The sequence below is a fragment of the Nocardia sp. NRRL S-836 genome, assembly GCF_001279525.1.
In the GTDB taxonomy this organism is placed as follows: domain Bacteria; phylum Actinomycetota; class Actinomycetes; order Mycobacteriales; family Pseudonocardiaceae; genus Lentzea.
In genome coordinates this window covers 26,291-50,612 of sequence record NZ_LGDY01000126.1, presented here as the reverse complement: position 1 = coordinate 50,612, position 24,322 = coordinate 26,291, and the positions used below count along the sequence as shown (strand labels likewise).

Below are 24,322 nucleotides of genomic sequence, written 5' to 3'. Positions count from 1 at the left end.
AGGGTTTTCATCGAGGAGTGGTGGTGCTCGTGTCCATCCACGCGCGTCCGACGTTGGAAGACGTTGCCGCGAGGGCTGGGGTCTCCCGCGCCACGGCGTCACGAGTGCTGAACGCGTCGCCGCGCGTCAGCCCCGAGGCACTGGAGGCCGTGAACGCCGCCGTCCACGCCCTGGGCTACCAGCCGAACCGTGCCGCGCGCGCCCTCGTGACCCGCCGCACCGGCGCCGTCGCGGTGGTGTTCTCCGAGCCGGAACCCAAGATCTTCGACGACCCGCACTTCGCGCGCCTGATCCGCGCCGGCGCACGGGCGCTCGCGGACGTCGACGTGCAGATGGTGCTCATGCTGGTGCACTCGCTGGACGACCAGGCGCGGGCCCACCGGTTCCTGGCCGGCGGGCACGTCGACGGTGCCCTCGTCTTCGCACCGCACCGCAACGACGAGCTCGTCTCGATCGTGAAGAAGCTGCCGCTGCCGGTGGTGTACGCCGGCAAGCCCTGGGGGTCGTTGCGGGGCATGCACCTCGTCGACAACGACAACGAGGGTGGCGCCGTGCTGGCCACCGAGCACCTGAAGTCGCTGGGGCGCAAGAAGATCGTGCACGTCTCCGGGCCGTTGGACGAGCTGTCGGCCATCGACCGGCTGAACGGGTTCAGGTCCGCGCTCGGCCTGGACGACAAGGGTGCCGCCCGGCTCACCGAGGACGGTGGCTTCACGCGGGAGGGCGGCCGCAAGGCGATGACCGCGCTGCTCGCGAAGGTGCCGGGGCTGGACGCCGTGTTCGTGGCGTCCGACCTGATGGCCGCCGGTGCGCTGGAGGCCCTGCACGAGGCGGGCAAGCGGGTGCCGCAGGACGTCGCGGTGGTCGGGTTCGACGACCACGTGGCCATCGCCGAGCACACCTCGCCGCCGCTGACCTCCGTGCGGCAGGACTCGGACGAGCAGGTCAAGCACATGGTCGAGCACCTGGTGAAGCTGCTGCGCGACGAGACGGTCAAGACCAAGAAGCAGATGCTGCCCACGGTGCTGGTGCGCCGCGAGTCGGCCTGAGTCCGGTCGGCAGCGACCTGGGCTGAGTCGCGTCAGCCCAGGTTCTTGCACGTGGGTGGCGGCAGCGGGTTCAACGGGCTGCACGGCCAGCCGGACGGCGTCGTCGTGGTCGTCGTGGTCGTGCTCACCGGGGGTGGCGGTGCCGGGTTCGTGGCCGCCGGCGGTGGCGTCGTCCTCTTCGGCGTCTGCTGCGGGCTCGGCGTGGAGCTGGTCGTGCTCGCCGGGGCGTTGCTCGCCGACGGGGTGCTCTCGGTGCTGCTCACGGCCGTGCTCGGGGTGGTGGTGATCCAGCTGGACGCGGGGGTTCTGGCGGCCGGGTCGTTCGAGACGCCGTGGATCGCCATCCCCACCAGTACACCGAGCAACGCGGAGCCGAGCACAGCGGAGCCACCAGCGGCCCACAGTGCGCGCACAGCAGTCCTCCTCAATTGCTCACGGGTGGAAGTCAGGTGATCACGCTCAGGGCAGGTTACCCGGTGGTCCGGGTACCTGAGAACGCTCACTCCTCTGCCTTATCGGCGCCTTTTTGCCAGTGGTTGAGTGATCGCTGTCACTGAACTGTGATCCTGGCGGGCGCCGAACCGGCCCCACCAGCGCGGTTCCGGTCAGGCGCCACGCCAGAGCGTCACCCGTGCAGGTGAACATCGCGAGAGCCGGACACGCGATCGTCGCCCGCGCCGTCACGTCAGGGGCCTTAACAACTCAGTAAGGTCTTTCCGGTCCGGTTTGCGCCAGTATTTTCGGTATGCGTCACCGTCGATTCCTGATCCCCGCCGCACTCGTCCTCGTGGTCGCTCTCGGCGTCGGGTTGTACCTGTTCCAGCCGTGGCGCCTGCTCACGGTCCGCGAAACGAACGACGCACTCCTCGTGCCGACCGCTCCCGTGTCCGGCTCTTCGTCGCAGACCACCGCGCCCGCGGTTTCCGCCTCCGCGCCCGTGGAAACGCCGCGTGAGATCGCGGCCGGGCAGTGGCGCTCGCTCGAACACGCCACCACCGGCAAGGCGAGCCTCGTGCGGCTCCCCGGCGGCGGGCACTCCGTGCAGTTCGCGGCGCTGAACACCAGCGACGGCCCTGACCTGTACGTCTACCTCTCGCCGCACGCCTCGACCCAGCCCGAGAAGAAGTTCGGTGAGGGGTTCACGAGCCTCGGCAAGCTGAAGGGAAACCGTGGCGACCAGGTGTACGAAATCCCGGCCGGTGTGGACGTGTCCACCATTCGCAGTGTCGTGATCTGGTGCCAGCGCTTCTCCGCGGGTTTTGCCGTAGCACCGCTGGAACAGGCCTGAAACATCGGCGCCGCGCCTGCTCTTTTCGCGCTATTGACTTTCCTGGTCTAGACCACATAACGTTATTGGGAGGACGCAACACCGTCCCTTGCCGATGGGCGGGCGGATGCCCCATTGGCGAGGAGCACGGCTCACTGGGTGGGCCTTCACCGGCGGTGGCACGACCCCCACTCTCCCCGGGGTCGTGCCACCGCCGGTGGCGTGTCCGCGTTTACTGTTGTTCGTGCACACCCGGACCGTGGCGATCCACTACGTGCGCGCGGCACTGCGCGCGTGCCCGTCGCCGTCCGAGGTGCTGGCCGGTGCCGGCATCCCCGCCGCGCTGCTCGCCGACGACCGGGCCCGCGTCACGCCCGCCCAGTACACGCGGCTGATCCAGACGCTGTGGGAGGTCCTCGACGACGAGTTCATGGGGTTCGGCCCGCGCCCGTCCAAACGCGGCACCTTCGCGATGATGTGCCTGCTGGCCGTGCACTGCCCCGACCTGGAGTCCGCGCTCCGGCGCGGCCTCGCGTTCTACGCGCTCTTCGACGAGCCGCTGGACCTGGCGCTCACGGACGGCACCTTCCGGCTGCACGTCCCCGGCGACCCCGACCACTTCCTCACCGAGTCGCTGCTCGTGCTGTGGCACCGCTTCTCGTCGTGGCTGATCGGCCGGCGCATCCCGTTGCGGCAGGCCACCTTCGCCTACCCCGAACCCGCGCACGCCGGCGAGTACCACCTGATCTTCAGCTGCCCGATGGCGTTCGGCGCGCCGGAGACGACCATCGCGTTCGACCCGCGGTTCCTGCGCATGCCGGTGGTCCAGGACGAGGCGGCGCTGAAGCGGTTCCTGCGGCACTCGCCCGCGGACCTGTTGTCGCGCAGGGACTACGGCGCCGACACGGCCGGGCACGTCCGCAGGCTGCTGGGCAGCGGCGTCACGGGCCTGGAGGCGGTCGCGGCCCGGCTCGGCATCTCCGCGCCGACGCTGCGCCGCCGGCTGGCCGCGGAGGGCACGTCGTTCCGCGAGGTGCGCGAACAGCTGCTGCGCGACCAGGCGGTGGCGTCGCTGGTGCGCGGCGGCGAGTCGGTGGAGGAGCTGGCGCTGCGCCTCGGGTTCTCCGAGGCGAGCGCCTTCCACCGGGCCTTCAAGCGGTGGACCGGGTCCTCACCCGGCTCCTACCGCGCCTAGAACCTGTCGCGTTCCCGCAGCGAGGCCGGCGGCCGGAACCGCTCGCCGTAGGTGTCCGCGAGGTAGTCCGCCCGCTCCACGAACGCCTGCACGCCGTAGGAGTTGATGAACTGCAGCGTGCCACCGCTCCACGGCGCGAAGCCGAACCCGAAGATCGAGCCGATGTTCGCGTCCGCCACGGAGGTCAGCACGCCCTCGTCCAGGCACCGCACGGTCTCCAGCGCCTGCACGAACAGCAGCCGGTCGCGAACGTCCTGTTCGGACACCCCGGCGTCGGCCCTCGCGTACCGGGTGGTCAGCTCCGGCCACAGGAACTTGCGGCCGCCCTCGGGGTACTCGTAGAAGCCCGCGCCGCCCGGCTTCCCGGTGCGGCCCAGCGAGACCATCTCGCGGATCAGGTCGTAGGCGGGGCTGTCGGACACCAGCGACGGGTCGTCGGCCAGCGTCTGATCGTGGATCTTGAGCTGCAACGACAGCGTCACCTCGTCCGACACCGCCAGCGGGCCGACCGCCATGCCGGACTTCTTCGCCACGTTCTCGATCAGCGCCGGTGCCACGCCCTCGGCCAGCATCGTGATCGCCTCGATCACGTACGTGCCGAACGTCCGCGAGGTGTAGAAGCCACGCGAGTCGTTCACCACGATCGGCGTCTTCCCGATCTGCCGCACGTAGTCCAGTGCCCGCTGCAGCGTCTCCTCCGACGTCTTCTCGCCGCGGATGATCTCCACGAGCCGCATCTTCGGCACCGGCGAGAAGAAGTGCAGGCCGATGAACCGCTCCGGCGCGGACACCGCCGACGCGAGCCCGGTGATCGGCAGCGTCGAGGTGTTGGACGCGATCACCGCGTCCGGCAGGGCGGCGGACTCCGCCGCGGGCAGCACCTCGTTCTTCAGCTCGCGGTTCTCGAACACGGCCTCGATGACCAGGTCGCAGCCCGCGAGGTCGGCGTCGGAGTCGGTCGGCGTGATGCCCTCCAGCCCCTGAGCGCCCTTCTGCGCCGACTCCAGCGTCACGTCCTTCAGGACCACCTCGATGCCGGCCTTCGCGGACACCTCGGCGATCCCGGCGCCCATCATGCCCGCGCCCAGCACACCGAGCTTGGCCACGCGCTTGCCCGACGCCGACGCACGGCCGTTGACCTCGTTGAGGTTGAACCAGAACGCCGTGATCATGTTCTTGGAGACCTGACCGGAGGCCAGCTCCACGAAGTAGCGGCCCTCGATCTTCAGCGCCGTGTCGAAGTCGACGTACGCGCCCTCGACCGCCGTCGCCATGATCTTCTCCGGCGCCGGGTACGCGCCGTGCGACTTCTTGCGCAGCACGGCCGGTGCCGCGCCCAGCAGGCCGTAGCTGTTGGGGTCGCCGAACTTCAGGTCCGGCACACCGGCACCCTGCACGTCCCACGGCTGCACGGGCGCCGGGTTCGCCTTGATCCACGCGCGGGCCTCGGAGAGCAGCTCCTCGCGCGTGTCCACGAGCTGGTGCACGATCCCGGCCTGCAACGCCCGCTCCGGCCGCAGCTGCTTGCCCTCCATGAGCAACGGCAACGCCTTCTGCACGCCCAGCAGCCGCACCATGCGCGTCACGCCGCCGCCACCGGGCAGCAGGCCCAGCGTCGCCTCGGGCAGCCCGACGCGGATGCCGTTGTCGTTCAGCACGATCCGGCGGTGCGCGGCGAGTGCGATCTCGAACCCGCCGCCGAGCGCGGTGCCGTTGATCGCGGCCACGACCGGCTTGCCGAGCTTCTCCAGCCGCCGCAGCTGCGCCTTGAGCTCCTCCACGCCCTTCAGCGCCTGGGAGGCGTTCTCCGGGGTGACCGCGATGAGCACGTTCAGGTCGCCGCCGGCGAAGAAGGTCTTCTTGGCGGACGTGATGATGACGCCGGTGATGTCGTCACCTTCGAGCTTCGCGACGGCGTCGCCCATCAGCTCGCGGTACTCGTCGTTCATCACGTTGGCGGAGCCGGACATGTCCATCGTCAGGGTGACGATGCCGTCGGAGTCCTTGTCGTAGTGGAAAGGCACCTCAGATCCTCTCGATGATCGTCGCGATGCCCATGCCGCCGCCCACGCACAGCGTGGCCAGGCCGCGGCGCAGGTCCCGCCGCTCCAGCTCGTCCAGCAGCGTGCCCAGGATCATGCAGCCGGTCGCGCCCAGCGGGTGGCCCAGCGCGATCGCGCCGCCGTTGACGTTGACCTTGTCCTCGGGGATGTCCATGTCGCGCAGGAACTTCAGCACCACCGACGAGAACGCCTCGTTGACCTCGAACAGGTCGATGTCCTCCACCGAGAGCCCGGCCCGGTCCAGTGCCTTGCGCGCGGACGGCGCGGGTCCGGTCAGCATGATCGTCGGCTCGGTGCCGACGACCGCGACGGACACGATCCGCGCCCGCGGCGTCAGCCCCAGCGCCTGCCCGGCGGCGGCGGACCCGATCAGCATGGCCGCGGCGCCGTCGACGATCTGCGAGGAGTTGCCCGGCGTGTGCACGTGGCTGATGCGCTCGACGGCGGGGTAGCGGTCGATCGCCACGGTGTCGTAGCCGAGGTCGCCGTGGAACTGGAAGCTCGGCTTCAACCGCCCCAGCGACTCCACGGTCGACTCGGGACGGATGGTCTCGTCCTCCTTGAGCACCACGGTGCCGTTCTGGTCGACCACCGGCACCACGGACCGCTCGAAGAACCCGTTCTTCTGCGCCTCGAACGCCCGCGCGTGCGACCGGGCGGCCCACGCGTCGACGTCGGTGCGGGAGAAGCCCTCCAGCGTCGCGATCAGGTCGGCCGACACGCCCTGCGGCACGAAGGACAGGTCGAAGTTGGTGGCCGGGTCGATCGCCCACGCACCGCCGTCGGACCCCATCGGCACGCGGGACATCGACTCGACGCCACCGGCCACGACCAGGTCCTCGAACCCGGAGGCGACCTTCGCGGCCGCGAGGTTCACCGACTCCAGGCCGGACGCGCAGAACCGGTTGAGCTGCACACCGGCCGGCCGCTGGTCCCAGCCGGCGGCCAGCACCGCGGCACGGGCGATGTCGCCGCCCTGCTCGCCGATCGGGGACACGACGCCGAACACGACGTCGTCCACCGCAGAGGTGTCGAGGGAGTTGCGCTCGGACAGCGCGCGCAGCACCCCGGCGGCCAGCGCGACGGGCCGGACGCTGTGCAGCGACCCGCGCTTCCCCCTGCCGCGCGGCGTGCGCACCGCGTCGAAGATCAAGGCTTCGCTCATGCCCCTCACGCTAGGACGGCCGGGTGGAGCTGGCCATGACCGTGAAGGGTGACCGATTAGCTCATCAGGAACTCCATGTGCTCCGGCTCGTCCGCGTCGACGAAGCCGAGCCGCCCGTACAGGCGGCGCGCGGGCAGGTTGTCGTCGTACACGCGCAGCCGCACGACCTTCCAGCCTTCCTGCCCCGCCCACGCCAGCACGGCCTTGACCAGTGCCTCGCCGACCCCCTTGCCGCGGTGCGAGTCGCGGACCCACATCGAGTAGAGGAGCAGGCCCGCCGGCTGGTCCGCCGCACCGACCAGCCCGACCGGACCGGGGTCGAGCGCGACGAGCTTGAGCCCGCGCCCGACCGAGTCCCGCCAGTCGTCCTCGGTGCGGCCCTGCTCACGGGCCAGCGTCGACCCGAACCCGCCGGGGTCGCTCGCGAGTGCTTCGAGCCGGGCGTCGCGCCACAGCCGCCAGTCGTCCGGCGTGGCCTGGTGGATCCGCATACCGGGCAGTCTGTCGAACCGAGGTGGTTTTTTCGCTCAGATTTTCGGGTGACGGGCAGGCGCGGCGGTCATGGCGTGGACCCCCCGCCGGTGGTTTCGTTGACCACATGGGAGAGCGTCGATCGCGGTGGATGGACAGCGACCTGGACCAGTTGCGCCAGCTCGCGCGCACGTTCATGGAGAAGGAGGTCGTGCCGCACCAGGAGCGCTTCGCCGAGCAGAAGCAGGTCGACCGCGACCTGTGGCGCAAGGCCGGCGAGCTCGGGCTGCTGTGCCTGAGCATTCCCGAGGAGTACGGCGGCGGTGGCGGCACGTTCGCGCACGAGGCCGTGCTGCTCGAAGAACAGGCACGGGCCGGCGACAGCTCGTGGGGCAACAGCGTGCACAGCGGGATCGTGGCCCACTACCTCAACTCCTACGGCACCGAGGAGCAGAAGCGGCGCTGGCTGCCCAAGCTCGCCTCCGGCGAGTACGTCGGCGCGATCGCCATGTCGGAACCGGGCGCGGGCTCTGACCTGCAGGCCATCCGCACCAAGGCGATCCGCGACGGCGACGAGTACGTCATCGACGGCTCCAAGACCTTCATCACCAACGGCGTGCACGCCGACCTCGTCATCGTGGTCGCCAAGACCGATCCGGGTCAGGGCGCGCAGGGCATCTCGCTGCTCGTGGTCGAGCACGACATCCGGCGCGGCCGGGTGCTCGACAAGATCGGCATGAAGGGCCAGGACACCGCCGAGCTGTTCTTCGACGGCGTGCGGGTGCCGGCGGAGAACCTGCTGGGCGGCCAGGAGGGCCTCGGGTTCGTCCAGCTCATGCAGCAGCTGCCGCAGGAACGGCTGATCATCGGCGTCGCCTCGATCGCCGGCATCGAGGCCGCCGTCGACGTGACGCTGAAGTACGTGAAGGAGCGCACGGCGTTCGGCAAGGAGCTGATCAAGTTCCAGAACACCCGCTTCAAGCTCGCCGAGTGCGCCACCGAGGCGGCCGTGACCAGGGCGTTCATCGACGAGTGCATCGAGAAGCACCTGACCGGCGAGCTCGACGTGCCGACCGCGGCGATGGCGAAGTACTGGGCGAGCGACCGGTTGAGCCGGGTCGTGGACGAGTGCCTGCAGCTCTTCGGCGGCTACGGCTACATGAACGAGTACCCGATCGCCCGCGCCTGGACCGACGCCCGCGTGCAGCGGATCTACGGCGGCACGAACGAGATCATGAAGGAAATCATCGCGAGGTCCCTGTGAGCGGCCCCCTGGCTGGCCTGCGGGTCGTGGAGCTCGCCGGTCTCGCGCCCGCGCCGTTCGGCTGCATGGTGCTCGCCGACCTCGGTGCCGACGTGGTCCAGGTGCACAAGCCGGGCAGCCGTCCGGCGGTCCCCGGCGACTTCCTGGGCCGCGGCCGGCGCTCCGTCGCGATCGACACCCGCAGGCCCGAGGGCGCGGAGCTGGTCCTCCGGCTGGTCGAACGCTCCGACGTCCTGGTCGAGGGCTTCCGGCCGGGCGTGACCGAACGGCTCGGCATCGGGCCCGCGCAGTGCCTCGCCCGCAACCCGCGCCTCGTCTACGGGCGCATGACCGGCTGGGGCCAGGACGGGCCGCTCGCCGACCGGGCCGGGCACGACATCAACTACATCGCCGTCGCGGGCGCGCTGGAACCGCTCGGCCGCGCGGGCGGGCCGCCGTCGTTCCCGATCAACCTGCTCGGCGACTTCGGCGGGGGAGGGCTGCTGCTGGCCCTCGGCGTGCTGGCGGCCCTGTACGAACGCGAGCGGTCAGGACGTGGCCAGGTCGTGGACGCCGCCATGGTCGACGGTGCCGCGTTGCTGACGACGTTCCTGCACGGCATGAAGAACGCGGGCATGTGGTCCGGCGGGCGCGGCGAGAACATGCTCGACGGCGGCGTGCCGTTCTACGACGTCTACGAGGCCGCGGACGGGCGGTACGTGGCCATCGGCGCGCTGGAGGAGAAGTTCTACGCCGACCTGGTGCGCGTGCTGGGGCTGGCGGACGCACCGTCGCGCAACGACCCGGCGAACTGGCCGGAGCTGCGCGACCGCATCGCCGCGGCGGTGAAGACCAGGACCAGGGACGAGTGGGCGGAGCTGGCGCGCGGCACGGACGCCTGCCTGGCACCGGTGCTGACGCCGGAGGAGGCGGCCCGCCACCCCCACAACGCGGCGCGGGCCACGTTCGTGGACGTCTCCGGCGTGCCGCAGCCGGCACCCGCACCCCGGTTCGACCGGACCCCGGCGACGGTTCCGGCACCCGGCGTGGAGGTCGGAATGAACACCGGGGAGGTGCTTGCCGACATGGGTGTGGCGGATGCCGAAATTGCGGAACTGCGGCGGGCAGGAGTAATTGGGTGAACGCTGGGGTGCATATTAATTAAGACACCACGATGTGACGTAGCGTGATGCCGGGAGTTCGGCATCCGGGTGAGCCCCGGTGCAACAGTGTGTGGTCCAAGCTGTGGGATGCGAGGGTCTCCGCGTTCACCTCGTGCCCAGGACATCGGCGCTGGACAGGGACCTCTTTAGCCGCCATTCGGGTGACATGTGCCCCGGTGCAGGCGTGTTGAGGCGGTTGATCCCAGGACCTGTCTGGCGTGGTGGTTGTTCATCGCAAGGGTGAATGAGGGAGCATGGCGGGTGACACGGGCGGTCCGCCGCCCGACCTCTGAGCGACATGGACGGAGAGGGACCTGTGAACCTCAAGAAGGTGCTAGTGCTGGCGGGCGTCGCGCTGGTGCTGTTCCTCCTGATCACCCGGCCCGAGGAGTCCGCTTCGGCGGTCCAGACGGCTCTTGGCTGGCTGCGTGAGGGCGCAGAGTCGATCATCACCTTCATCCGGAGCCTCTTCGGGACGGCCACCCCCGTCGCCTAGTGACAGTCGGTGATCCTCGGCCATTCGCGTTGAGCCGGACGGGTGGAATGAGGCCAATCACGCACTGGTAACGGGTGTTCTGGCGATTCAGGGTCTGGCGATTGTCAGACCTACCGAATACCTTCCGCTGCAATGGCCGATCCCCGACCGACGAGGAGGCATGGATGGTCGAGGACTCCGGGGTCCACGAGCTCTTGAAGCAGTGGGCGGCTGAACGGTCTGATGACGCAGAGATGCAGGAGGTGAACCGGATCAAGAACGCGTGGCTCGCTGAGGCTCCCCCCTCGGCGCCCGGCATCCCCGTGCAGCGGGGCGGCAACAAGGGCGGGCCGCGTGGCTTGGTCAAGGTCGAGTCGGCGGATCCGGCCTACGTGGCCGCGATGCGCAAGCGGGCGCCGGAGGCACCCGAGGCACTGCTCGCCGCCGCGGCGAGCTACTGGCAGCTGGTGGGCGACGTCGCCGAGGCCGAGCAGTGGTGGGACGCGGGCATCAGCCCGCTGGACCAGCGCGCGCTCGACTACCGCGCCGCCGGCCTCACGCCCGCCGACCTCGGACGGCGCCTGGGACCGATGACGGTTCTCCAGCACCTCCGCCGTGGCTCCGCCGCGGCCTGGTGCGTCGCACGTCTGCAGAGGCAGCGCCGGGATGGTGTGGCGTAACGGGTGAAAGGGCTGTCGAGGGATCGACAGCCCCGTGTTCACCGCTCTCACGGGCGGCCTCCTGCGTGGAGGCCCAACCCAAGTAGTGTGGAGGTCGTGCGCGGCCTCCTTACTCCCCAGCGTGTGCTGATCGCGCTCGCCTGCCTGGCGGCGCTGGTCCTGTGTTGCGGGCTCGCGTGGTGGCAGTGGCAGCGCTTCGAGTCCGCCAGCGGCACGTTCCAGAACCTCGGGTACGTGCTCCAGTGGCCGCTCTTCGGCCTCTTCCCCCTCTTCATGGTGTGGCGTTTCCGCCGTCTGGCGCGGCAGCGTCGTGACGAGGGTCTCTCCGCACCGGAGCCGGTTGCACCCGCCGTCAGGCCGGTGACTACCGTTGACGCCGTCAAACCCGCGCCTGTCGAGCACTTCGACGACGAAGAAGACGCGGAGCTCGCGGCCTACAACCGCATGCTCGCGGACCTCAACGCGCGGGACGGTCGTTGAGCGGAGGCGGGCAGATGAAGGGTGCGTTGACCCGGTTCAGGGTCATGGCTTACGTGGTCGGTGTCTTCCTGCTGCTCCTGGTCGTCGCCATGGTGCTGAAGTACGCCGCCGACATGGGCCAGGCGATGAAGGTCGTCGGCCCGATCCACGGCTTCCTGTACGCCATCTACCTGGTGATTTCCGTCGACCTGGCGCTGAAGCTGCGCTGGTCGATCAAGGGCACCGCGCTCGTGCTGATCGCGGGGACGATCCCGTTCCTGTCGTTCTGGGCCGAGCGCAAGGTGGTGGAGAAGACTGCTCAGGGCGTGCCGCTGTGACGTTGCGCCTGCTAGCGTCTGGGGCAACCAACTGAACACGGCCGTCGATGTCGCGCGGGAGAGTCCCCTTGAGCGGGGACGCCGAAGGAGCAACTCCTCCCCGGAATCTCTCAGGTACAGGTACCGCACGACGAAGGCAACTCTGGAAAGCAGGCTCATCAGCAGCCTCGCCCACGGTGCAAGTCGCGTTCCGCGCGGCGAAGCTCTCAGGCTCATGACAGAGGGGGAGGCTCGCTCTGGTGAGGAGTCTCCGATGGACCGTGTCATTCTTCTGTTGCCTCAGCCGGCCTGGTCCGGCTCTTCGGCGCACCCTGGAGGAGCGTTCTGATGTCCCGCCTCACGCCACTGAACGCTGAGCACGAGTCGCTCGGCGCGATGTTCACCGACTTCGCGGGCTGGAAGATGCCGCTGCGCTACTCCAGCGAGCTCGCCGAGCACCACGCCGTGCGCACCACCGCCGGCCTGTTCGACCTCACGCACATGGGTGAGATCGTGCTGACCGGCCCGCAGGCCGGTGCGGCGCTCGACTACGCGCTGGTCGGCCACATCTCCGCCCTCGCGGTCGGCAAGGCCCGCTACACGATGATCACGCAGGCCGACGGCGGCGTGATCGACGACCTGATCGTCTACCGGCTGGGCGACGAGGAGTTCATGGTCGTCGCCAACGCCTCCAACGCCGCCGTCGTCGCCGACGCGCTGGTCGAGCGGGCGGAGGACTTCGACACGGTCGTCACCGACCGGTCGACGGACTACGCGCTGATCGCGATCCAGGGCCCGAAGTCCGTCGAGATCCTCGCCGGTCTCACCGGCACCGACCTGTCGGCGGTCAAGTACTACGCGTCCTACCCCTCGACGGTGGCCGGTGTGGACGCGCTGCTCGCGCGCACCGGGTACACCGGCGAGGAGGGCTTCGAGCTGTTCGTCGCGCCCGGCGACGCCGCCACCGTGTGGAACGCGCTGTTGGAGGCCGGTCAGCCGCACGAGCTCAAGCCGTGCGGTCTCGGCTGCCGCGACACGTTGCGCCTCGAAGCCGGAATGCCGTTGTACGGCAACGAGCTGACCACCTCGCTCACCCCGTACCACGCCGGTCTCGGCCGGGTCGTGAAGCTCGACAAGCCGGGTGACTTCGTGGGCCGCGAGGCGCTGACCAAGGTCTCCGAGTCCGATGTGGACTCGGTCCTCGTCGGTCTCACGACGCCCGAGCGCCGCGCCCCCCGGCACGGCTACGCGGTGCTGAACGGTGACGAGGTCGTCGGCGAGGTGACCTCCGGCGCGCTGTCGCCGACGCTCGGTCACTCGGTGGCGATGGCCTACGTGAACCGGGCGAGCGCCGAGCCGGGCACCCCTCTGCTGGTGGACGTCCGCGGCAAGAAGCAGCCGGTCGAGGTCGTCGCACTTCCGTTCTACAAGCGCGCCAAGTAGGGAGTTCTTCCAGATGTCCGACCAGTTCAACGCCTCCCTCGCGGAGTACGACCCCGAGGTCGCGCAGGCCGTTGCCGCCGAGCTGGCGCGCCAGCAGGGCACACTCGAGATGATCGCCTCGGAGAACTTCACGCCCGTCTCGGTGCTGCAGGCCCAGGGCTCGGTGCTCACCAACAAGTACGCCGAGGGCTACCCCGGCCGCCGCTACTACGGCGGCTGCGAGCACGTCGACGTCGTGGAGCGCCTGGCCATCGAGCGGATCAAGGCGCTCTTCGGCGCCGGTTTCGCCAACGTCCAGCCGCACTCCGGCGCCCAGGCCAACGCCGCCGCGATGTTCGCGCTGCTGCAGCCCGGCGACACGATCCTCGGCCTGGACCTCGCGCACGGCGGCCACCTCACGCACGGCATGCGCATCAACTTCTCCGGCAAGCTCTACAACGTCGTGCCGTACCACGTCTCCGACGGTGACGGCCGCGTCGACATGGCCGAGGTCGAGCGCCTGGCCACCGAGCACCGCCCGAAGCTGATCGTCGCCGGCTGGTCGGCCTACCCGCGCCAGCTCGACTTCGCCGAGTTCCGCCGCATCGCGGACTCGGTCGAGGCCTACCTGATGGTCGACATGGCGCACTTCGCGGGCCTCGTGGCCGCGGGCCTGCACCCGTCGCCCGTGCCGCACGCCCACGTCACGACCACGACGACGCACAAGACCCTCGGCGGTCCGCGCGGCGGCGTGATCCTGTCGAACGACGCCGACATCGCCAAGAAGATCAACTCGGCGGTGTTCCCCGGCCAGCAGGGCGGTCCGCTGGAGCACGTGATCGCCGCCAAGGCCGTCGCGTTCAAGCACGCCGCCTCGCCCGAGTTCGCCGACCGCCAGCGCCGCACGCTGGACGGCGCCCGCATCCTCGCCGACCGCCTGTCGCAGCCCGACGTGGCCGCCGCGGGCGTGAAGGTGCTGACCGGTGGCACGGACGTGCACCTGGTGCTGGTCGACCTGGTGAGCTCCGAGCTGGACGGCAAGCAGGCCGAGGACGTGCTGCACCAGATCGGCATCACGGTCAACCGCAACGCCGTCCCCAACGACCCGCGTCCGCCGATGGTCACCTCCGGCCTGCGCATCGGCACGCCGGCGCTCGCCACCCGCGGGTTCGGCGAGGCGGACTTCACCGAGGTCGCCGACGTGATCGCGGAGGCGTTGAAGCCGGGCGCGGCGATCGACGAGCTGCGTGCGCGCGTCGAGGTGCTGGCGGCCAAGCACCCGCTGTACTCCACGCTCTGACGTTCCCGACGCCACGCGGGGGCCTTTCGTTTCCCACCAGGAAACGGAAGGCCCCGCGTGACTGTGACGACCACCTGAACGGGTGAGAGCGGAACGACGGGAACCCCGGCCCCTTCCCCAGGGCCGGGGTCGCACCGTGTCAGGGTGTCGTGTGTGTCAGTTGGACCGTCCTAACGGGATGGTCGGTCGGGGGAGTCCTAGGCCGCGGGCACCGTCACGCCGGGGGGAAGGCACTCGACGTTGCGCTTGCCGTCGGGCTGGATCACGAACCAGGTGTTGCCGACGCCCTGGCCCTTCCAGGCACCCGGCTTCGGGTCCTGCGAGTAGGCGTAGATCGGCCAGCCGTCGATCGCGACCTGCTTCTTGCCGTCGGCCCGCGTGATCAGGGAGACCAGCTTCGCGTCGACGCCCTCGACCTGCGGCAGGGAGTCCGACAGCAGCGGCGGCCACGTGACCGCGCACTGGCCGTTGCAGTTCGACTTGCCTTCCGGCTTCGGGGTGTCCTTGTCGAAGCGGTACATCGTGCGGCCGTCGCCGTCCTGGACGACCAGGCCCATCTTGTCGACCGACTTGCCGACCAGCTTCAACGAGCTGACCGGAGCGGCCGCCGGGGGCTGCGCGGCGGGAGGCTGCGCGGCCTGGGGCTCCGGCGCCTGCTGCTGGACCGGGGTCTCTGGCGCCTGAGCGGGTTCCTGGAGTACGGGGGGCTGACCCACGTCGCCGTAGTCACCGAGGACGCCCAGGTCGGTTTCGGTCTGTGCCACCGGCTTCGAGCTCGTGCCACTACCCGTGGCGCTCCAGACACCAAGACCCAGCACAACTGCCAGTCCCGCGGCGAGCCCGATGGCAATGCGGTTACGTCGGATCACACTCATGTCCTCCTTGTGCGTCGTTCGCTCTATCGAGGCCATACGGGCGCGGTTGCGTCTCGGTTCAGAAACGAACCGAACCCGTTGCTGTCCCGAACGTCCGGGGGAACCGGGTGCGCAGGAGGTACAGGGTGGTCGTCGCAGGTCAGCTCGCAGGCGTGGCGGAACGGGTGCTGGGCGCGCCGCTGCCGATCGGAATCCGGGCGTGGGACGGGAGCGTGGCCGGGCCGCAGGACGGGACCGTGCTCGTGATCCGGTCTCGTGACGCGTTGCGCAGGCTCGTGTGGAGCCCGAACGAGCTGGGGCTCGCACGGGCGTACGTGAGCGGGGAGCTCGACGTGGAGGGAGATCTCGCGACCGGGCTGTCGCAGATCTGGGGGCTCGTGCGGCGCGGCGTGACCCGCCGGCCGAAGCTGGCGGAGGTGGTGCGGCTCGCCTTCGGCCTCAAGGTGCTGGGCCGCAACCCGAACGCACCGGAGGAGGAGGCGCGGCTCAAGGGCGCGTTGCACAGCAAGATCCGCGACCGGGACGCGATCTCGCACCACTACGACCTGAGCAACGCGTTCTACCGGCTCGTGCTCGACCCGAGCATGGCGTACTCGTGCGCGTACTTCACCGCCGAGGACGAGGAGCTGGCGCAGGCGCAGCACAACAAGCTCGACCTGGTGTGCCGCAAGCTGGACCTGCGGCCGGGACAGCGGCTGCTCGATGTCGGCTGCGGGTGGGGCTCCATGATCATCCACGCCGCGCAGCACTACGGCGTGCACGCGACCGGTGTCACGATCTCCGCCCAGCAGCGCGACCACGTCCTGCGCCGCATCGCCGAAGAAGGGCTGGAGGGACGCGTCGAGGTGCGGCTGCAGGACTACCGCGAGGTGCGCGACGAGCCGTTCGACGCGATCTCCACGATCGAGATGGGCGAGCACGTCGGTGAGCGGAACTACCCCGAGTACGCCGCCACGTTGCACCGGCTCCTCAAGCCCGAGGGACGGCTGCTGCTGCAGCAGATGTCCCGCGGCAGGAACGCGCCCGGCGGTGGCGCGTTCATCGAGTCGTACGTCGCGCCGGACATGCACATGCGGCCGGTCAGCCAGACCACCGCGTTCCTGGAGTCCGCCGGGCTGGAGATCCGGGACGTGCACGCGCTGCGCGAGCACTACGTGTGGACCGTCCGCGCGTGGGCGCGGACGCTGGAGGAGCGGTGGGACGAGGTCGTCGCGCTGGTCGGCGAGGGGCAGGCGCGGGTGTGGCGGCTCTACCTCGCCGGTGGCGCGCTGACGTTCGAGGAGGGGCGGATGGGCGTGGACCAGGTCCTCGCGGTGCGCAGCAGCGAGAGCGGCCGCAGCGGCATGCCCCGCGTGCGCCGTGAGCTGGTTGCCCGATGAGCTACCTGGTCAGCCTCGTCACCGTGCTGGTGTCGCTGACGGCGTTGTTCGGGTACGCCGACCGGCGCGGGCGCTACGACCTGATCGACTCGGCGTGGGGGCCCGGCTTCGCGGTGATCGCGCTGGTCACGTTCGCGTTCGCGGACGGCGAACCCGCCCGGAACCTGCTGGTCACGGCACTGACGGTGATCTGGGGCGTCCGCCTCGGTCTGCACATCCTCCTCCGCAACCGGGGCAAGGACGAAGATCCGCGCTACCGCGACATCCTCAAGCGCGCCAAGGGAAATCCCCGGCTGCACATGTACCGGGTGTACCTGTTGCAGGCCGTTCTCATGTGGATCGTGTCGTTGCCGGTCCAGGTCGCGCAGCACTTGGACGCTCCGCTCGGAGTGGTAGATTGGGCCGGAACGACCTTGTGGGTGGTCGGCTTCACAATCGAATCAGTCGGCGACTGGCAGCTCTCGCGGTTCCGTGCGGACCCGGCGAACGAGGGTGCCGTGATGGATCGCGGGTTGTGGCGCTACACCAGGCATCCGAACTACTTCGGCGACGCCGTGGTGTGGTGGGGCCTGTTCCTGTTCGCGGCGCACTCGTGGGTGGCGGTGCTCACGATCACCAGCCCGGTGGTCATGACGTGGCTGCTCGCGAAGGGCACCGGCAAGCCGTTGCTGGAGCGCGACATCGTGGCGCGCCGGCCCGGATACGCCGAGTACGTACGCCGGACCAGCGGTTTCGTTCCCATGCCGCCGCGTTCACGCGCGGGTTAGTGTGGGCGGGTGGGCAACGACATCTCCTTCCCGCGCCAACAGGCGCGCTCCCAGCGGTTCACCGTCGGCGCACCCCGCACCTTCGCGGTGTCGCTGGACGGTTCGCGTGTGTTCTTCCTGCGCCCGGCCACGGCCACGAGCCGTGCGAACGGGTTGTGGGAGCTGAACACCGCCACCGGCACCGAACGGTTGCTGGCCGACCCAGCGCGGCTGCTGAGCGAGCAGGAGGACCTGCCCGCGGAGGAGAAGGCGCGCCGCGAGCGCACGCGCGAGTCCGGTGCGGGCATCGTCGCCTACGCGTTGTCGAACGACGCCAACACCGCCTCGTTCGCCCTGTCCGGCCGCCTGTTCGTGGCCGACCTGGTGAGCGGGGACGTGCGCGAGCTGCCGACCCGCGGCGGCGTCATCGACCCGCGCGTCGACCCGACCGGGCAGCGCGTGGCGTACGTGACGCACGGGACCCTGCGCGTGGTCGACCTGGCCTCCGGTGAGGACTACGCCGTCGCCGAACCCGACGGCGAGGACGTGACGTTCGGCCTGGCCGAGTTCATCGCCGCGGAGGAGATGTCGCGCTACCGCGGCTACTGGTGGGAGCCGGACGGCACCCGCCTCCTCGTCGCGCGCGTGAACAACGCCCCGGTGCGGCGCTGGTACATCGCCGACCCCGCGAACCCCGCCACGCCGGCCACCGAGATCGCCTACCCGGCCGCGGGCACGGACAACGCCACGGTGTCGCTGCACGTGGTGTCGCTGGACAGCACCTTCGTCCCGGTGCTGTTGGAGTTCGACTACCTCAACGACGTGCACTGGTCGGCCGGCGGCGCACCGTTGATCACCACGCAGACCCGCGACCAGCGCACCCGCACGATCCACGCGCTGGCCCCCGAGACCGGTGCGGTCACCGAGCTCGCCGTCGAGACCGACCCGGCGTGGCTGGAGGTCACCGACGGCGCACCGGCCTGGACGCCGGACGGCCGCCTGGTCCGGATCGTGGGCTCCGGCGACGAGTACGCGCTGCGCGTCGGTGACGACGTCGTGACCGAGGGCCTGCAGGTGCGCCGCGTCCTCGACATCACCGACGACTCCGTGCTGATCGCGGCCTCCGCCGACGACCCCACCCAGGTGCACGTCTACTCGGTCGGCACGACGGTCGAGCGGTTGTCCACAGTGGATGGTGTGCACACCGCGATCCGAGGCGGTGACACGGTTGTGCTCGCCTCGTCCTCTTTGGACTGGTACGGCTCGAAGGTCACCGTCGGCGGTCACGAGATCGAGTCGTGGGCCGAGACGCCGGTCATCAAGGCGTCCCCGCGCATGCTGACCCTCGGCGAACGCGACCTGCGCGCCGCCCTGCTGCTGCCCACCGGCCACGTCCCCGGCACCAAGCTCCCGGTGCTGCTGGACCCCTACGGCGGCCCGCACGCCCAGCGCGTCCTGACGGCCCAGAACGCCTTCCTCGCCTCGCAGTGGCTCGCCGACCAGGGCTTCGCGGTGCTCGTCGCCGACGGCCGCGGCACCCCCGGCCGAGGCCTGGCCTGGGAACGCGCCATCGCGTACGACTTCGCCGGCGCCACCCTGGAGGACCAGGTCGACGCCCTGCACGCCGCCGCGGCCGTGGAACCCGACCTCGACCTCACCCGCGTCGCCATCCGCGGCTGGTCCTACGGCGGTTACCTGTCGGCGCTCGCCGTCCTGCGCCGCCCGGACGTCTTCCACGCGGGCATCGCCGGCGCCCCGGTCACCGACTGGCGCCTCTACGACACCCACTACACCGAGCGCTACCTCGGCCACCCCGACGACAAGCCTGAGGTCTACGACACCAACTCGCTCATCGCCGACGCGGACAAGCTCTCCCGCCCGTTGATGATCATCCACGGCCTCGCCGACGACAACGTCGTGGCCGCCCACACCCTCCGCCTGTCCAACGCCCTGCTGGCGGCGGGCCGTCCCCACACCGTGCTGCCGCTGTCGGGTGTCACGCACATGACCCCGCAGGAACAGGTCGCCGAGAACCTGCTGCTGCTCCAGGTGGACTTCCTGAAGCAGTCGCTGGCCTGAGGGACACGGTATGTCGAAGTTCAGGTGCCGATGCGGCACCATCACGCGGGACGACGACCACGACCACGGCCTGATGATGTTCACCTCAGCTGAGTTCGAGGCCGACCACGTCGTCGAGCTGCCGGACCTGATCGGCTGCTGCAGGCAGGTCGTGGACTGTCCTGGGTGCGGCCGCCTGTGGGTCTGGTGGAGCAAGGACTTCTCCACCGAGCCGGTCGAGTACGTCAGGCAACCACCGGCTTCCGACTAGGGCCTGTCCTGTGGATCTTCACCGGAGGTGAAGGACGATGCAGGCCAGGATGATCTCGGCGCAGTGGTAGGCGGCTCGTTTCGCGAACCTGGTGGCCAGGCCGCGGAACTGCTTGAGCCGGATGAAGCAGCGCTCGACCACGTTGCGCAGCTTGTAGAGGTCGGGGTCGAAGGCCGGTGGCCTGCCACCGGCCGAGCCCTTGGCCTTGCGGCGGGCGATCTGGTCTGTGCGCTCAGGAATGGTGGCCTTGATCCGCCGCTGTCGTAACGCGGTGCGGGTGCTCGGGTGGGTGTGGGCCTTGTCGGCGATCACCCACCCGACCCGCACTCGCCGCCCGTCCACGTCGATGTCGCGGATGTCGTCGAGTAGTGGCAGCAGTTGCGGTGTTGACTGCCAGGTGGAGCTTGATGGTCAGGCCTCCGCGGGATCGTCCGAGGCATTCGCCGTCGACGGCGAGGTCTCCGATCCAGTCCGCGCAGCCCCTTTTTCCGGGCGCCCGCGGCGTGCTGGTGGGCCCGGACGCTGGTGGAGTCGACGCTGACCACGAACGCGACGTTGTCCTCGAGCGTTCCGAGTGAGTCGTCTTTGACGATGACGTGATCGAGGATCCGGTCCCACGTCCCGTCCGCGGTCCACTTGCGCAGCCGCTCGTGCGCGGTCTTCCACGGCCCGTACCGTTTGGGCAGGTCACGCCACGGGGCGCCGGTGCGTTCCTTCCACAGGATCGCGTTGATCACCTGCCGGTGGCTGCGCCACCGGCTACTGCGCTGCCCGCTCTGTGCGGGCAGCAACGGCGCGATCTTTGCCCAGGCCTTGTCCCGTCAGCTCACCACGTCCGACCACACACCATCATCTGCACACGATCATGCAAAAGATCCGCAGGACACGCCCTAGACTCAAGCGAAAGGGGCGCCTCCCGAACCGGGAAGCGCCCCTCTCGCACAGAAACCGGCCTCAGGCCAACGACTGCCGCACCCGGTACGGCGGAATGCTGTTGCCCACCAGCGCCAGGTCGTCGATCGACTCGGGCTGGTACCCGGCCGTGGCCAGCCGCTCGACCATCAGCGCCGTCGGGTCGTCGACGACGTCCGCGCGGCCGAACAGGTACGCCCACTCGTGCTCGTCCGAGCCGTAGTACGCGACCGTGTCGAACACCTCGTTGAACCGCTGCCAGGAGCGGATCAGCGTGGTGTTGCGCCACATCGTCTGGCAACCGGACTGGTTGACCACGACGCCGCCGGGACGCAGCAGCGCCTTGCACATGCGCAGGAAGTCGGCGCCGTACAAGCGGTTGTGCTGCGCCTCCTCCTCACGCTCGTCGGGCAGGTCCACCAGCACGATGTCGTACTTCTCCGACGTCGTGCGGATGTACTCGAACCCGTCGATGTACTGCACTCGGATCGGGCCCTCGCCCTTCTCGGCGAGAGCCAGCTCCTCCAGGGTGTAGCCGTACGGCAGGTGCTCCGCGCACAGCTTCACGGCCTGCTCGTCGATGTCGATGTGGTCGACGACCGACGCACCGTGCTGCACCGCCATCTGGCACACGACGCCCTCGGAGGAGCCGATGACCAGCACCCGCTCAACCTGGTCGGCCAGCAGCAGCGCCGGCACCATCAGGGCCTCGTGGTAGGTCAGCTGGCTGAACTCGGTGGACTGGCGGTCGTCGTCGCAGAACAGCGACACGCCCTGGGCGGTGCGGGCGATCACCAGGTGCTGGAAGTCGGTCTTGGTGTCGACCAGCACCTCGTCCACGCGCCAGTGGCGGGTCATGCCGTCGGCGAGCGGCTCGTTGATCGTGTTCACGCGGCGTGCTCCTTGATGCCACGAGTGACGAGATCCGTGCTCACGTGAGCAGCGCCCAGTGCGTCAGCGAGTAGCTGCACGGCGAGCGCGGGTTTCGCACGAGTACCGCAGGTGAAGACGTCGACGAACACCGAACCCACCTCGGGGTAGGTGTGGATGGACGCGTGGGACTCCGACAGCAGGGCCAGCACGGTGACTCCTTGGGGATCGAACTTCTTGGAGATCACCTCCAGCACGGTTGCGTCGGCCTGCGTGAGAACCTCACCAAGGGCGTGCCGCAGGAACTGCTCGTCGTCGAGCAGATCGGCACTCACACCCGAAAGCTCTGCAAGTACGTGCTGTCCCGCGAACAAACCGACGGTTTCCTCGGTCTGACAGGGCGCTTCGGACATCAATCACTCCAAACTATGTGAAGAACAACGGACTCAGACGCAGTACGTGGCCAGCGGCGGGAAGCCGTTGAAGCACACGGACGAATAGGAGGAGGTGTAGGCGCCGGCGTGGAGGATGTCCACGTGGTCGCCGGCCCGCAGGTCGAGCGGCAGGTCGTAGCGGGTGTGCTGGTAGATCACGTCGTCCGCGTCGCACGTCGGACCGGCCAGCACGACCGGTCCCACGGCGCCGCCGTCGCGCGAGGTGCGCAACCGGTACGCGATCGCCTCGCCCTCGGTTTCGGCCAGGCCCTGGTAGCGGCCGATGTCGAGGTACACCCAGCGGCGTTCGTCCGAATAGGACTTCCGCGACACGAGCACCACCGACGAGCGGATCATCCCGGCCTCCGCGGAGACCGCCCGGCCGGGTTCGATCATCACCCGCGGCCGCGCCGCCCCGAAGTGCCGCGCGAGCGACTCCTCGATGCCGGCGGCGAAGGCCTCCAGATCGGGCGTGTCCTCCTGGTACACGGCGGGAAGACCGCCGCCCAGGTTCACCGTGGTCGTCTCGATGCCTTCCGCGCGCAGCTTCGCCGCGATCAGGGCGGCGTCGGCGATGCCGGAGTCCCAGCCGGTCACGGACAGCTGTTGCGAGCCCGCGTGGAAAGCGACGCCGGAAGGAACGAGTCCCAGCTGGTGCGCCAGCCGCAAGAGATCCGTCGCCATCTCCGGATCGCAACCGAACTTGTTGCCGAACGGGTAGGTGGAACCCTTGCTGTGGACGAGGATCCGCACCAGGACGGACGAACCGGGCGCGTGCTCGGCGACGAACCGCACGTCCTGCTCGCTGTCCGACACGAACAGTCGCACCCCGCGCGAGTAGGCGTACGCGATGTCCGCGGCCTTCTTGATGGGGTTGCTGTAGGAGATCGCCGACGGTTCCGCGCCGCGCGCCAGGCACAGGTCGATCTCCGCGGGCGACGCGACGTCGAAGCGGGAACCCTGGGCGACCAGGGTGGCCACGACGTCGGACTCGGGGTTCGACTTGACGGCGTAGAAGATGTCGACGGACGGCATGGCCGCCCGAATTGCCTGGTAGCGCGCGCGGATCGTCTCGAGGTCGATCACCAGACACGGTGTCGACGGGTGCTCCTGGTCCAGGAAACGCCGAATACGAGCCTCTGCCTCGTAACGCCGGTCAACGGCGAAGCTCTCGGTCATTTCCCCAGGGTTCCCCCTTCATCCGCCTCGCGGTCCGTACGCGGGCACGGCCGACCACTCTACGGCCTGGACACCGCAAGTGCGCAATCCCGGGAAGCCGAGTGTGACTTACCCGGCAGACTTCAGCTCGATCAGCGTGATGTCCGGAGGTGCGCCCACGCGCACCGGCGGCCCCCAGAAACCCGCGCCACGACTGACGTACAGCCACGTGTCGTCCACCTTCGACAGCCCCGCGACACTGGGTTGCTGCACCGGCACGACGAAGTTGAACGGCACCATCTGCCCACCGTGTGTATGACCGGACAACTGCAGGTCCACCCCGTGTGAAGACGCGTCGGCGACCTGCACGGGCTGGTGCGCCAGCAGCACGACGGGGTTGGCCCGGTCGCGCCCGGCGAAGGCGCGGCCGAAGTCGGGGCCGTCGCCGTAGGACCTGCCGGTCACGTCGTTCACGCCGACGAGCTCGATCCCACCGGCCACGGTCAACCCCTCGTTGCGCAACGGGTTCACGCCGAGCCGGTCGAGCTCCGAGATCCACTGTTCGTGTCCGGAGAAGTACTCGTGGTTGCCGGTCACGAAGAAGCTGCCGTGCCTGGACACCAGGTCCCGCAACGGTGCCGCCGCCTCGCCCAGCTCGGCCACGGTGCCGTCGACCAGGTCGCCGACGATCGCGACGAGGTCGGCCTCCTGCTCGTTGATCATCCGCACGATCCGCTCGGTGTGCGACCGGCCGAGCAGCGGTCCCAGGTGGATGTCGCTCACCACGGCGATCCGGAAGCCCGACAGCGAAGGCTGGAGCTTGTCCAGCGCCACCGGCACGGTCAGCAGCTGAGGAGCGCCCAGCGCCTGCGTCATGCCGTAGCCGACGACGCTGCCCGCGGCGATGCCGGAGCCGATCGCGACCGACCGCGAGATGAACAGCCGGCGGCCGGGATCCGGCACGACCTCGACCGGCTCGACCGGTTCGGCACCGGTACCGACGGCCACCGGTGCGGTGGTGGCCCGCCGCAGCAGGAGGCGCCGCGGGACCTCGGCGACGCCTAGGGCGATCGCCAGGTAGAACAGCAGGGCGAGCCACACGAACCCGGGCCACGCGAAGAACTTCCCGTACTCCGGCGGCACCCGGCGCGTCACGACCAGCGCGCTCATCAGCAGCACGAACGCCCCGGCGACGGCGAACGTGCCGATGCGGCGCCCGAGCGTGCCCGGTCGCGTGGTGTCCACGACCAACCGGCGCCACAGGTAGAAGTGGCCCAGTCCGGCCGGGACGCCGAGGAGCAAAAGGAAAATCACGACATCAGTATGCGATTCGTGAACGCCGTGCAACCC

Annotated in this window: 24 protein-coding genes, 1 pseudogene and 2 riboswitches; of the genes and pseudogenes, 16 read left to right on the top strand and 9 right to left on the bottom strand. The window is 69.6% G+C overall.

The genetic code is table 11. The features are described 5' to 3' along the window. Window positions 1–17: 17 nt before the first annotated feature. The 4 genes from ADL03_RS35125 to ADL03_RS35110 all read left to right on the top strand — a co-directional run bounded on the left by ADL03_RS35125 (window position 18) and on the right by ADL03_RS35110 (window position 3,511). Window positions 18–1,049 carry a LacI family DNA-binding transcriptional regulator gene (locus ADL03_RS35125; protein WP_082373733.1) on the top strand — a complete coding sequence of 344 codons (1,032 nt, stop codon included), beginning with the start codon at window positions 18–20 and terminating at the stop codon, window positions 1,047–1,049. Window positions 1,050–1,100: 51 nt separating this feature from the next. Continuing rightward, on the top strand, window positions 1,101–1,502 hold the full coding sequence (locus ADL03_RS35120) for a hypothetical protein (protein WP_053737914.1): 402 nt from the start codon (window positions 1,101–1,103) through the stop codon (window positions 1,500–1,502). 292 nt (window positions 1,503–1,794) lie between these two features. After that, a complete protein-coding gene (locus ADL03_RS35115) occupies window positions 1,795–2,337 on the top strand; it encodes a DM13 domain-containing protein (protein ID WP_053737913.1) in 543 nt (180 codons plus the stop codon). A gap of 223 nt (window positions 2,338–2,560) precedes the next feature. Then, entirely contained in the window at window positions 2,561–3,511 is a 951-nt protein-coding gene (locus tag ADL03_RS35110) for an AraC family transcriptional regulator (protein ID WP_053737930.1), read from the top strand. On the opposite strand, the gene ADL03_RS35105 is transcribed toward ADL03_RS35110, so the two are convergent. Genes ADL03_RS35105 through ADL03_RS35095 form a run of 3 tightly spaced genes read right to left on the bottom strand, consistent with a single transcriptional unit; the run spans window position 3,508 to window position 7,230 of the window. Next, window positions 3,508–5,535 carry a 3-hydroxyacyl-CoA dehydrogenase NAD-binding domain-containing protein gene (locus ADL03_RS35105; RefSeq protein WP_157529577.1) on the bottom strand — a complete coding sequence of 676 codons (2,028 nt, stop codon included), beginning with the start codon at window positions 5,533–5,535 and terminating at the stop codon, window positions 3,508–3,510. The two genes, ADL03_RS35110 and ADL03_RS35105, sit on opposite strands and share 4 nt — an antisense overlap. Before the next feature lies 1 nt (window position 5,536). Then, complete coding sequence (locus ADL03_RS35100; RefSeq protein ID WP_053737912.1) at window positions 5,537–6,739, bottom strand: acetyl-CoA C-acetyltransferase; 1,203 nt, start codon at window positions 6,737–6,739, stop codon at window positions 5,537–5,539. Window positions 6,740–6,795: 56 nt separating this feature from the next. Continuing rightward, window positions 6,796–7,230 (bottom strand): GNAT family N-acetyltransferase, encoded by a 435-nt coding sequence (locus ADL03_RS35095; RefSeq protein WP_053737911.1) that lies wholly within the window; start codon window positions 7,228–7,230, stop codon window positions 6,796–6,798. 107 nt (window positions 7,231–7,337) lie between these two features. On the opposite strand from ADL03_RS35095, the gene ADL03_RS35090 reads away from it, so the two are divergent. The 8 genes from ADL03_RS35090 to glyA all read left to right on the top strand — a co-directional run bounded on the left by ADL03_RS35090 (window position 7,338) and on the right by glyA (window position 14,269). Beyond that, a complete protein-coding gene (locus ADL03_RS35090; RefSeq protein ID WP_053737910.1) occupies window positions 7,338–8,474 on the top strand; it encodes an acyl-CoA dehydrogenase family protein in 1,137 nt (378 codons plus the stop codon). Further along, on the top strand, window positions 8,471–9,595 hold the full coding sequence (locus ADL03_RS35085) for a CaiB/BaiF CoA-transferase family protein (protein ID WP_053737909.1): 1,125 nt from the start codon (window positions 8,471–8,473) through the stop codon (window positions 9,593–9,595). Before ADL03_RS35090 ends, ADL03_RS35085 begins: the two co-directional genes overlap by 4 nt. Before the next feature lie 337 nt (window positions 9,596–9,932). Continuing rightward, window positions 9,933–10,112: a hypothetical protein gene (locus tag ADL03_RS35080; RefSeq protein WP_231642660.1), complete on the top strand. Its 180-nt coding sequence runs from the start codon at window positions 9,933–9,935 to the stop codon at window positions 10,110–10,112. Window positions 10,113–10,276: 164 nt separating this feature from the next. Then, window positions 10,277–10,771 carry a hypothetical protein gene (locus tag ADL03_RS35075; RefSeq protein ID WP_053737907.1) on the top strand — a complete coding sequence of 165 codons (495 nt, stop codon included), beginning with the start codon at window positions 10,277–10,279 and terminating at the stop codon, window positions 10,769–10,771. A 123-nt stretch (window positions 10,772–10,894) separates the two neighbouring features. Beyond that, window positions 10,895–11,251, top strand: a complete 357-nt coding sequence (locus ADL03_RS35070; RefSeq protein WP_231642652.1) for a hypothetical protein — start codon at window positions 10,895–10,897, stop codon at window positions 11,249–11,251. A gap of 14 nt (window positions 11,252–11,265) precedes the next feature. Then, complete coding sequence (locus tag ADL03_RS35065) at window positions 11,266–11,568, top strand: DUF3817 domain-containing protein (protein WP_053737906.1); 303 nt, start codon at window positions 11,266–11,268, stop codon at window positions 11,566–11,568. A 45-nt stretch (window positions 11,569–11,613) separates the two neighbouring features. Beyond that, a riboswitch (glycine riboswitch) is annotated at window positions 11,614–11,704 on the top strand. Then, a riboswitch (glycine riboswitch) is annotated at window positions 11,705–11,799 on the top strand. 96 nt (window positions 11,800–11,895) lie between these two features. Beyond that, window positions 11,896–12,990, top strand: a complete 1,095-nt coding sequence (gcvT, locus tag ADL03_RS35060; RefSeq protein WP_053737905.1) for a glycine cleavage system aminomethyltransferase GcvT — start codon at window positions 11,896–11,898, stop codon at window positions 12,988–12,990. Window positions 12,991–13,003: 13 nt separating this feature from the next. Beyond that, entirely contained in the window at window positions 13,004–14,269 is a 1,266-nt protein-coding gene (glyA, locus tag ADL03_RS35055) for a serine hydroxymethyltransferase (protein ID WP_053737904.1), read from the top strand. Between the two features lie 197 nt (window positions 14,270–14,466). Here glyA and ADL03_RS35050 read toward each other — a convergent pair whose 3' ends face one another. After that, complete coding sequence (locus tag ADL03_RS35050; protein WP_197288917.1) at window positions 14,467–15,033, bottom strand: hypothetical protein; 567 nt, start codon at window positions 15,031–15,033, stop codon at window positions 14,467–14,469. A 236-nt stretch (window positions 15,034–15,269) separates the two neighbouring features. Between ADL03_RS35050 and ADL03_RS35045 the strand changes: the two genes are divergently transcribed. Genes ADL03_RS35045 through ADL03_RS35030 form a run of 4 tightly spaced genes read left to right on the top strand, consistent with a single transcriptional unit; the run spans window position 15,270 to window position 19,598 of the window. Then, window positions 15,270–16,523 (top strand): cyclopropane-fatty-acyl-phospholipid synthase family protein, encoded by a 1,254-nt coding sequence (locus ADL03_RS35045; protein WP_053737903.1) that lies wholly within the window; start codon window positions 15,270–15,272, stop codon window positions 16,521–16,523. After that, window positions 16,520–17,290 (top strand): DUF1295 domain-containing protein, encoded by a 771-nt coding sequence (locus ADL03_RS35040; protein ID WP_053737902.1) that lies wholly within the window; start codon window positions 16,520–16,522, stop codon window positions 17,288–17,290. Before ADL03_RS35045 ends, ADL03_RS35040 begins: the two co-directional genes overlap by 4 nt. Window positions 17,291–17,299: 9 nt before the next feature. Continuing rightward, window positions 17,300–19,348 (top strand): S9 family peptidase, encoded by a 2,049-nt coding sequence (locus tag ADL03_RS35035; protein WP_053737901.1) that lies wholly within the window; start codon window positions 17,300–17,302, stop codon window positions 19,346–19,348. Between the two features lie 10 nt (window positions 19,349–19,358). After that, window positions 19,359–19,598, top strand: a complete 240-nt coding sequence (locus ADL03_RS35030; protein ID WP_053737900.1) for a hypothetical protein — start codon at window positions 19,359–19,361, stop codon at window positions 19,596–19,598. Window positions 19,599–19,616: 18 nt separating this feature from the next. Here ADL03_RS35030 and ADL03_RS50925 read toward each other — a convergent pair. The 5 genes and pseudogenes from ADL03_RS50925 to ADL03_RS35005 all read right to left on the bottom strand — a co-directional run bounded on the left by ADL03_RS50925 (window position 19,617) and on the right by ADL03_RS35005 (window position 24,286). After that, window positions 19,617–20,398, bottom strand: a pseudogene (locus ADL03_RS50925) (IS5 family transposase). A 154-nt stretch (window positions 20,399–20,552) separates the two neighbouring features. Continuing rightward, a complete protein-coding gene (locus ADL03_RS35020) occupies window positions 20,553–21,401 on the bottom strand; it encodes a spermidine synthase (protein ID WP_231642651.1) in 849 nt (282 codons plus the stop codon). Beyond that, entirely contained in the window at window positions 21,398–21,793 is a 396-nt protein-coding gene (gene speD / locus ADL03_RS35015; RefSeq protein WP_030466682.1) for an adenosylmethionine decarboxylase, read from the bottom strand. The genes ADL03_RS35020 and speD overlap by 4 nt, the downstream gene beginning before the upstream one ends. 33 nt (window positions 21,794–21,826) lie before the next feature. After that, entirely contained in the window at window positions 21,827–22,900 is a 1,074-nt protein-coding gene (locus tag ADL03_RS35010; RefSeq protein ID WP_231642643.1) for a type III PLP-dependent enzyme, read from the bottom strand. Between the two features lie 201 nt (window positions 22,901–23,101). Then, entirely contained in the window at window positions 23,102–24,286 is a 1,185-nt protein-coding gene (locus ADL03_RS35005) for a metallophosphoesterase (protein WP_369809051.1), read from the bottom strand. Between the last annotated feature and the right edge of the window lie 36 nt (window positions 24,287–24,322).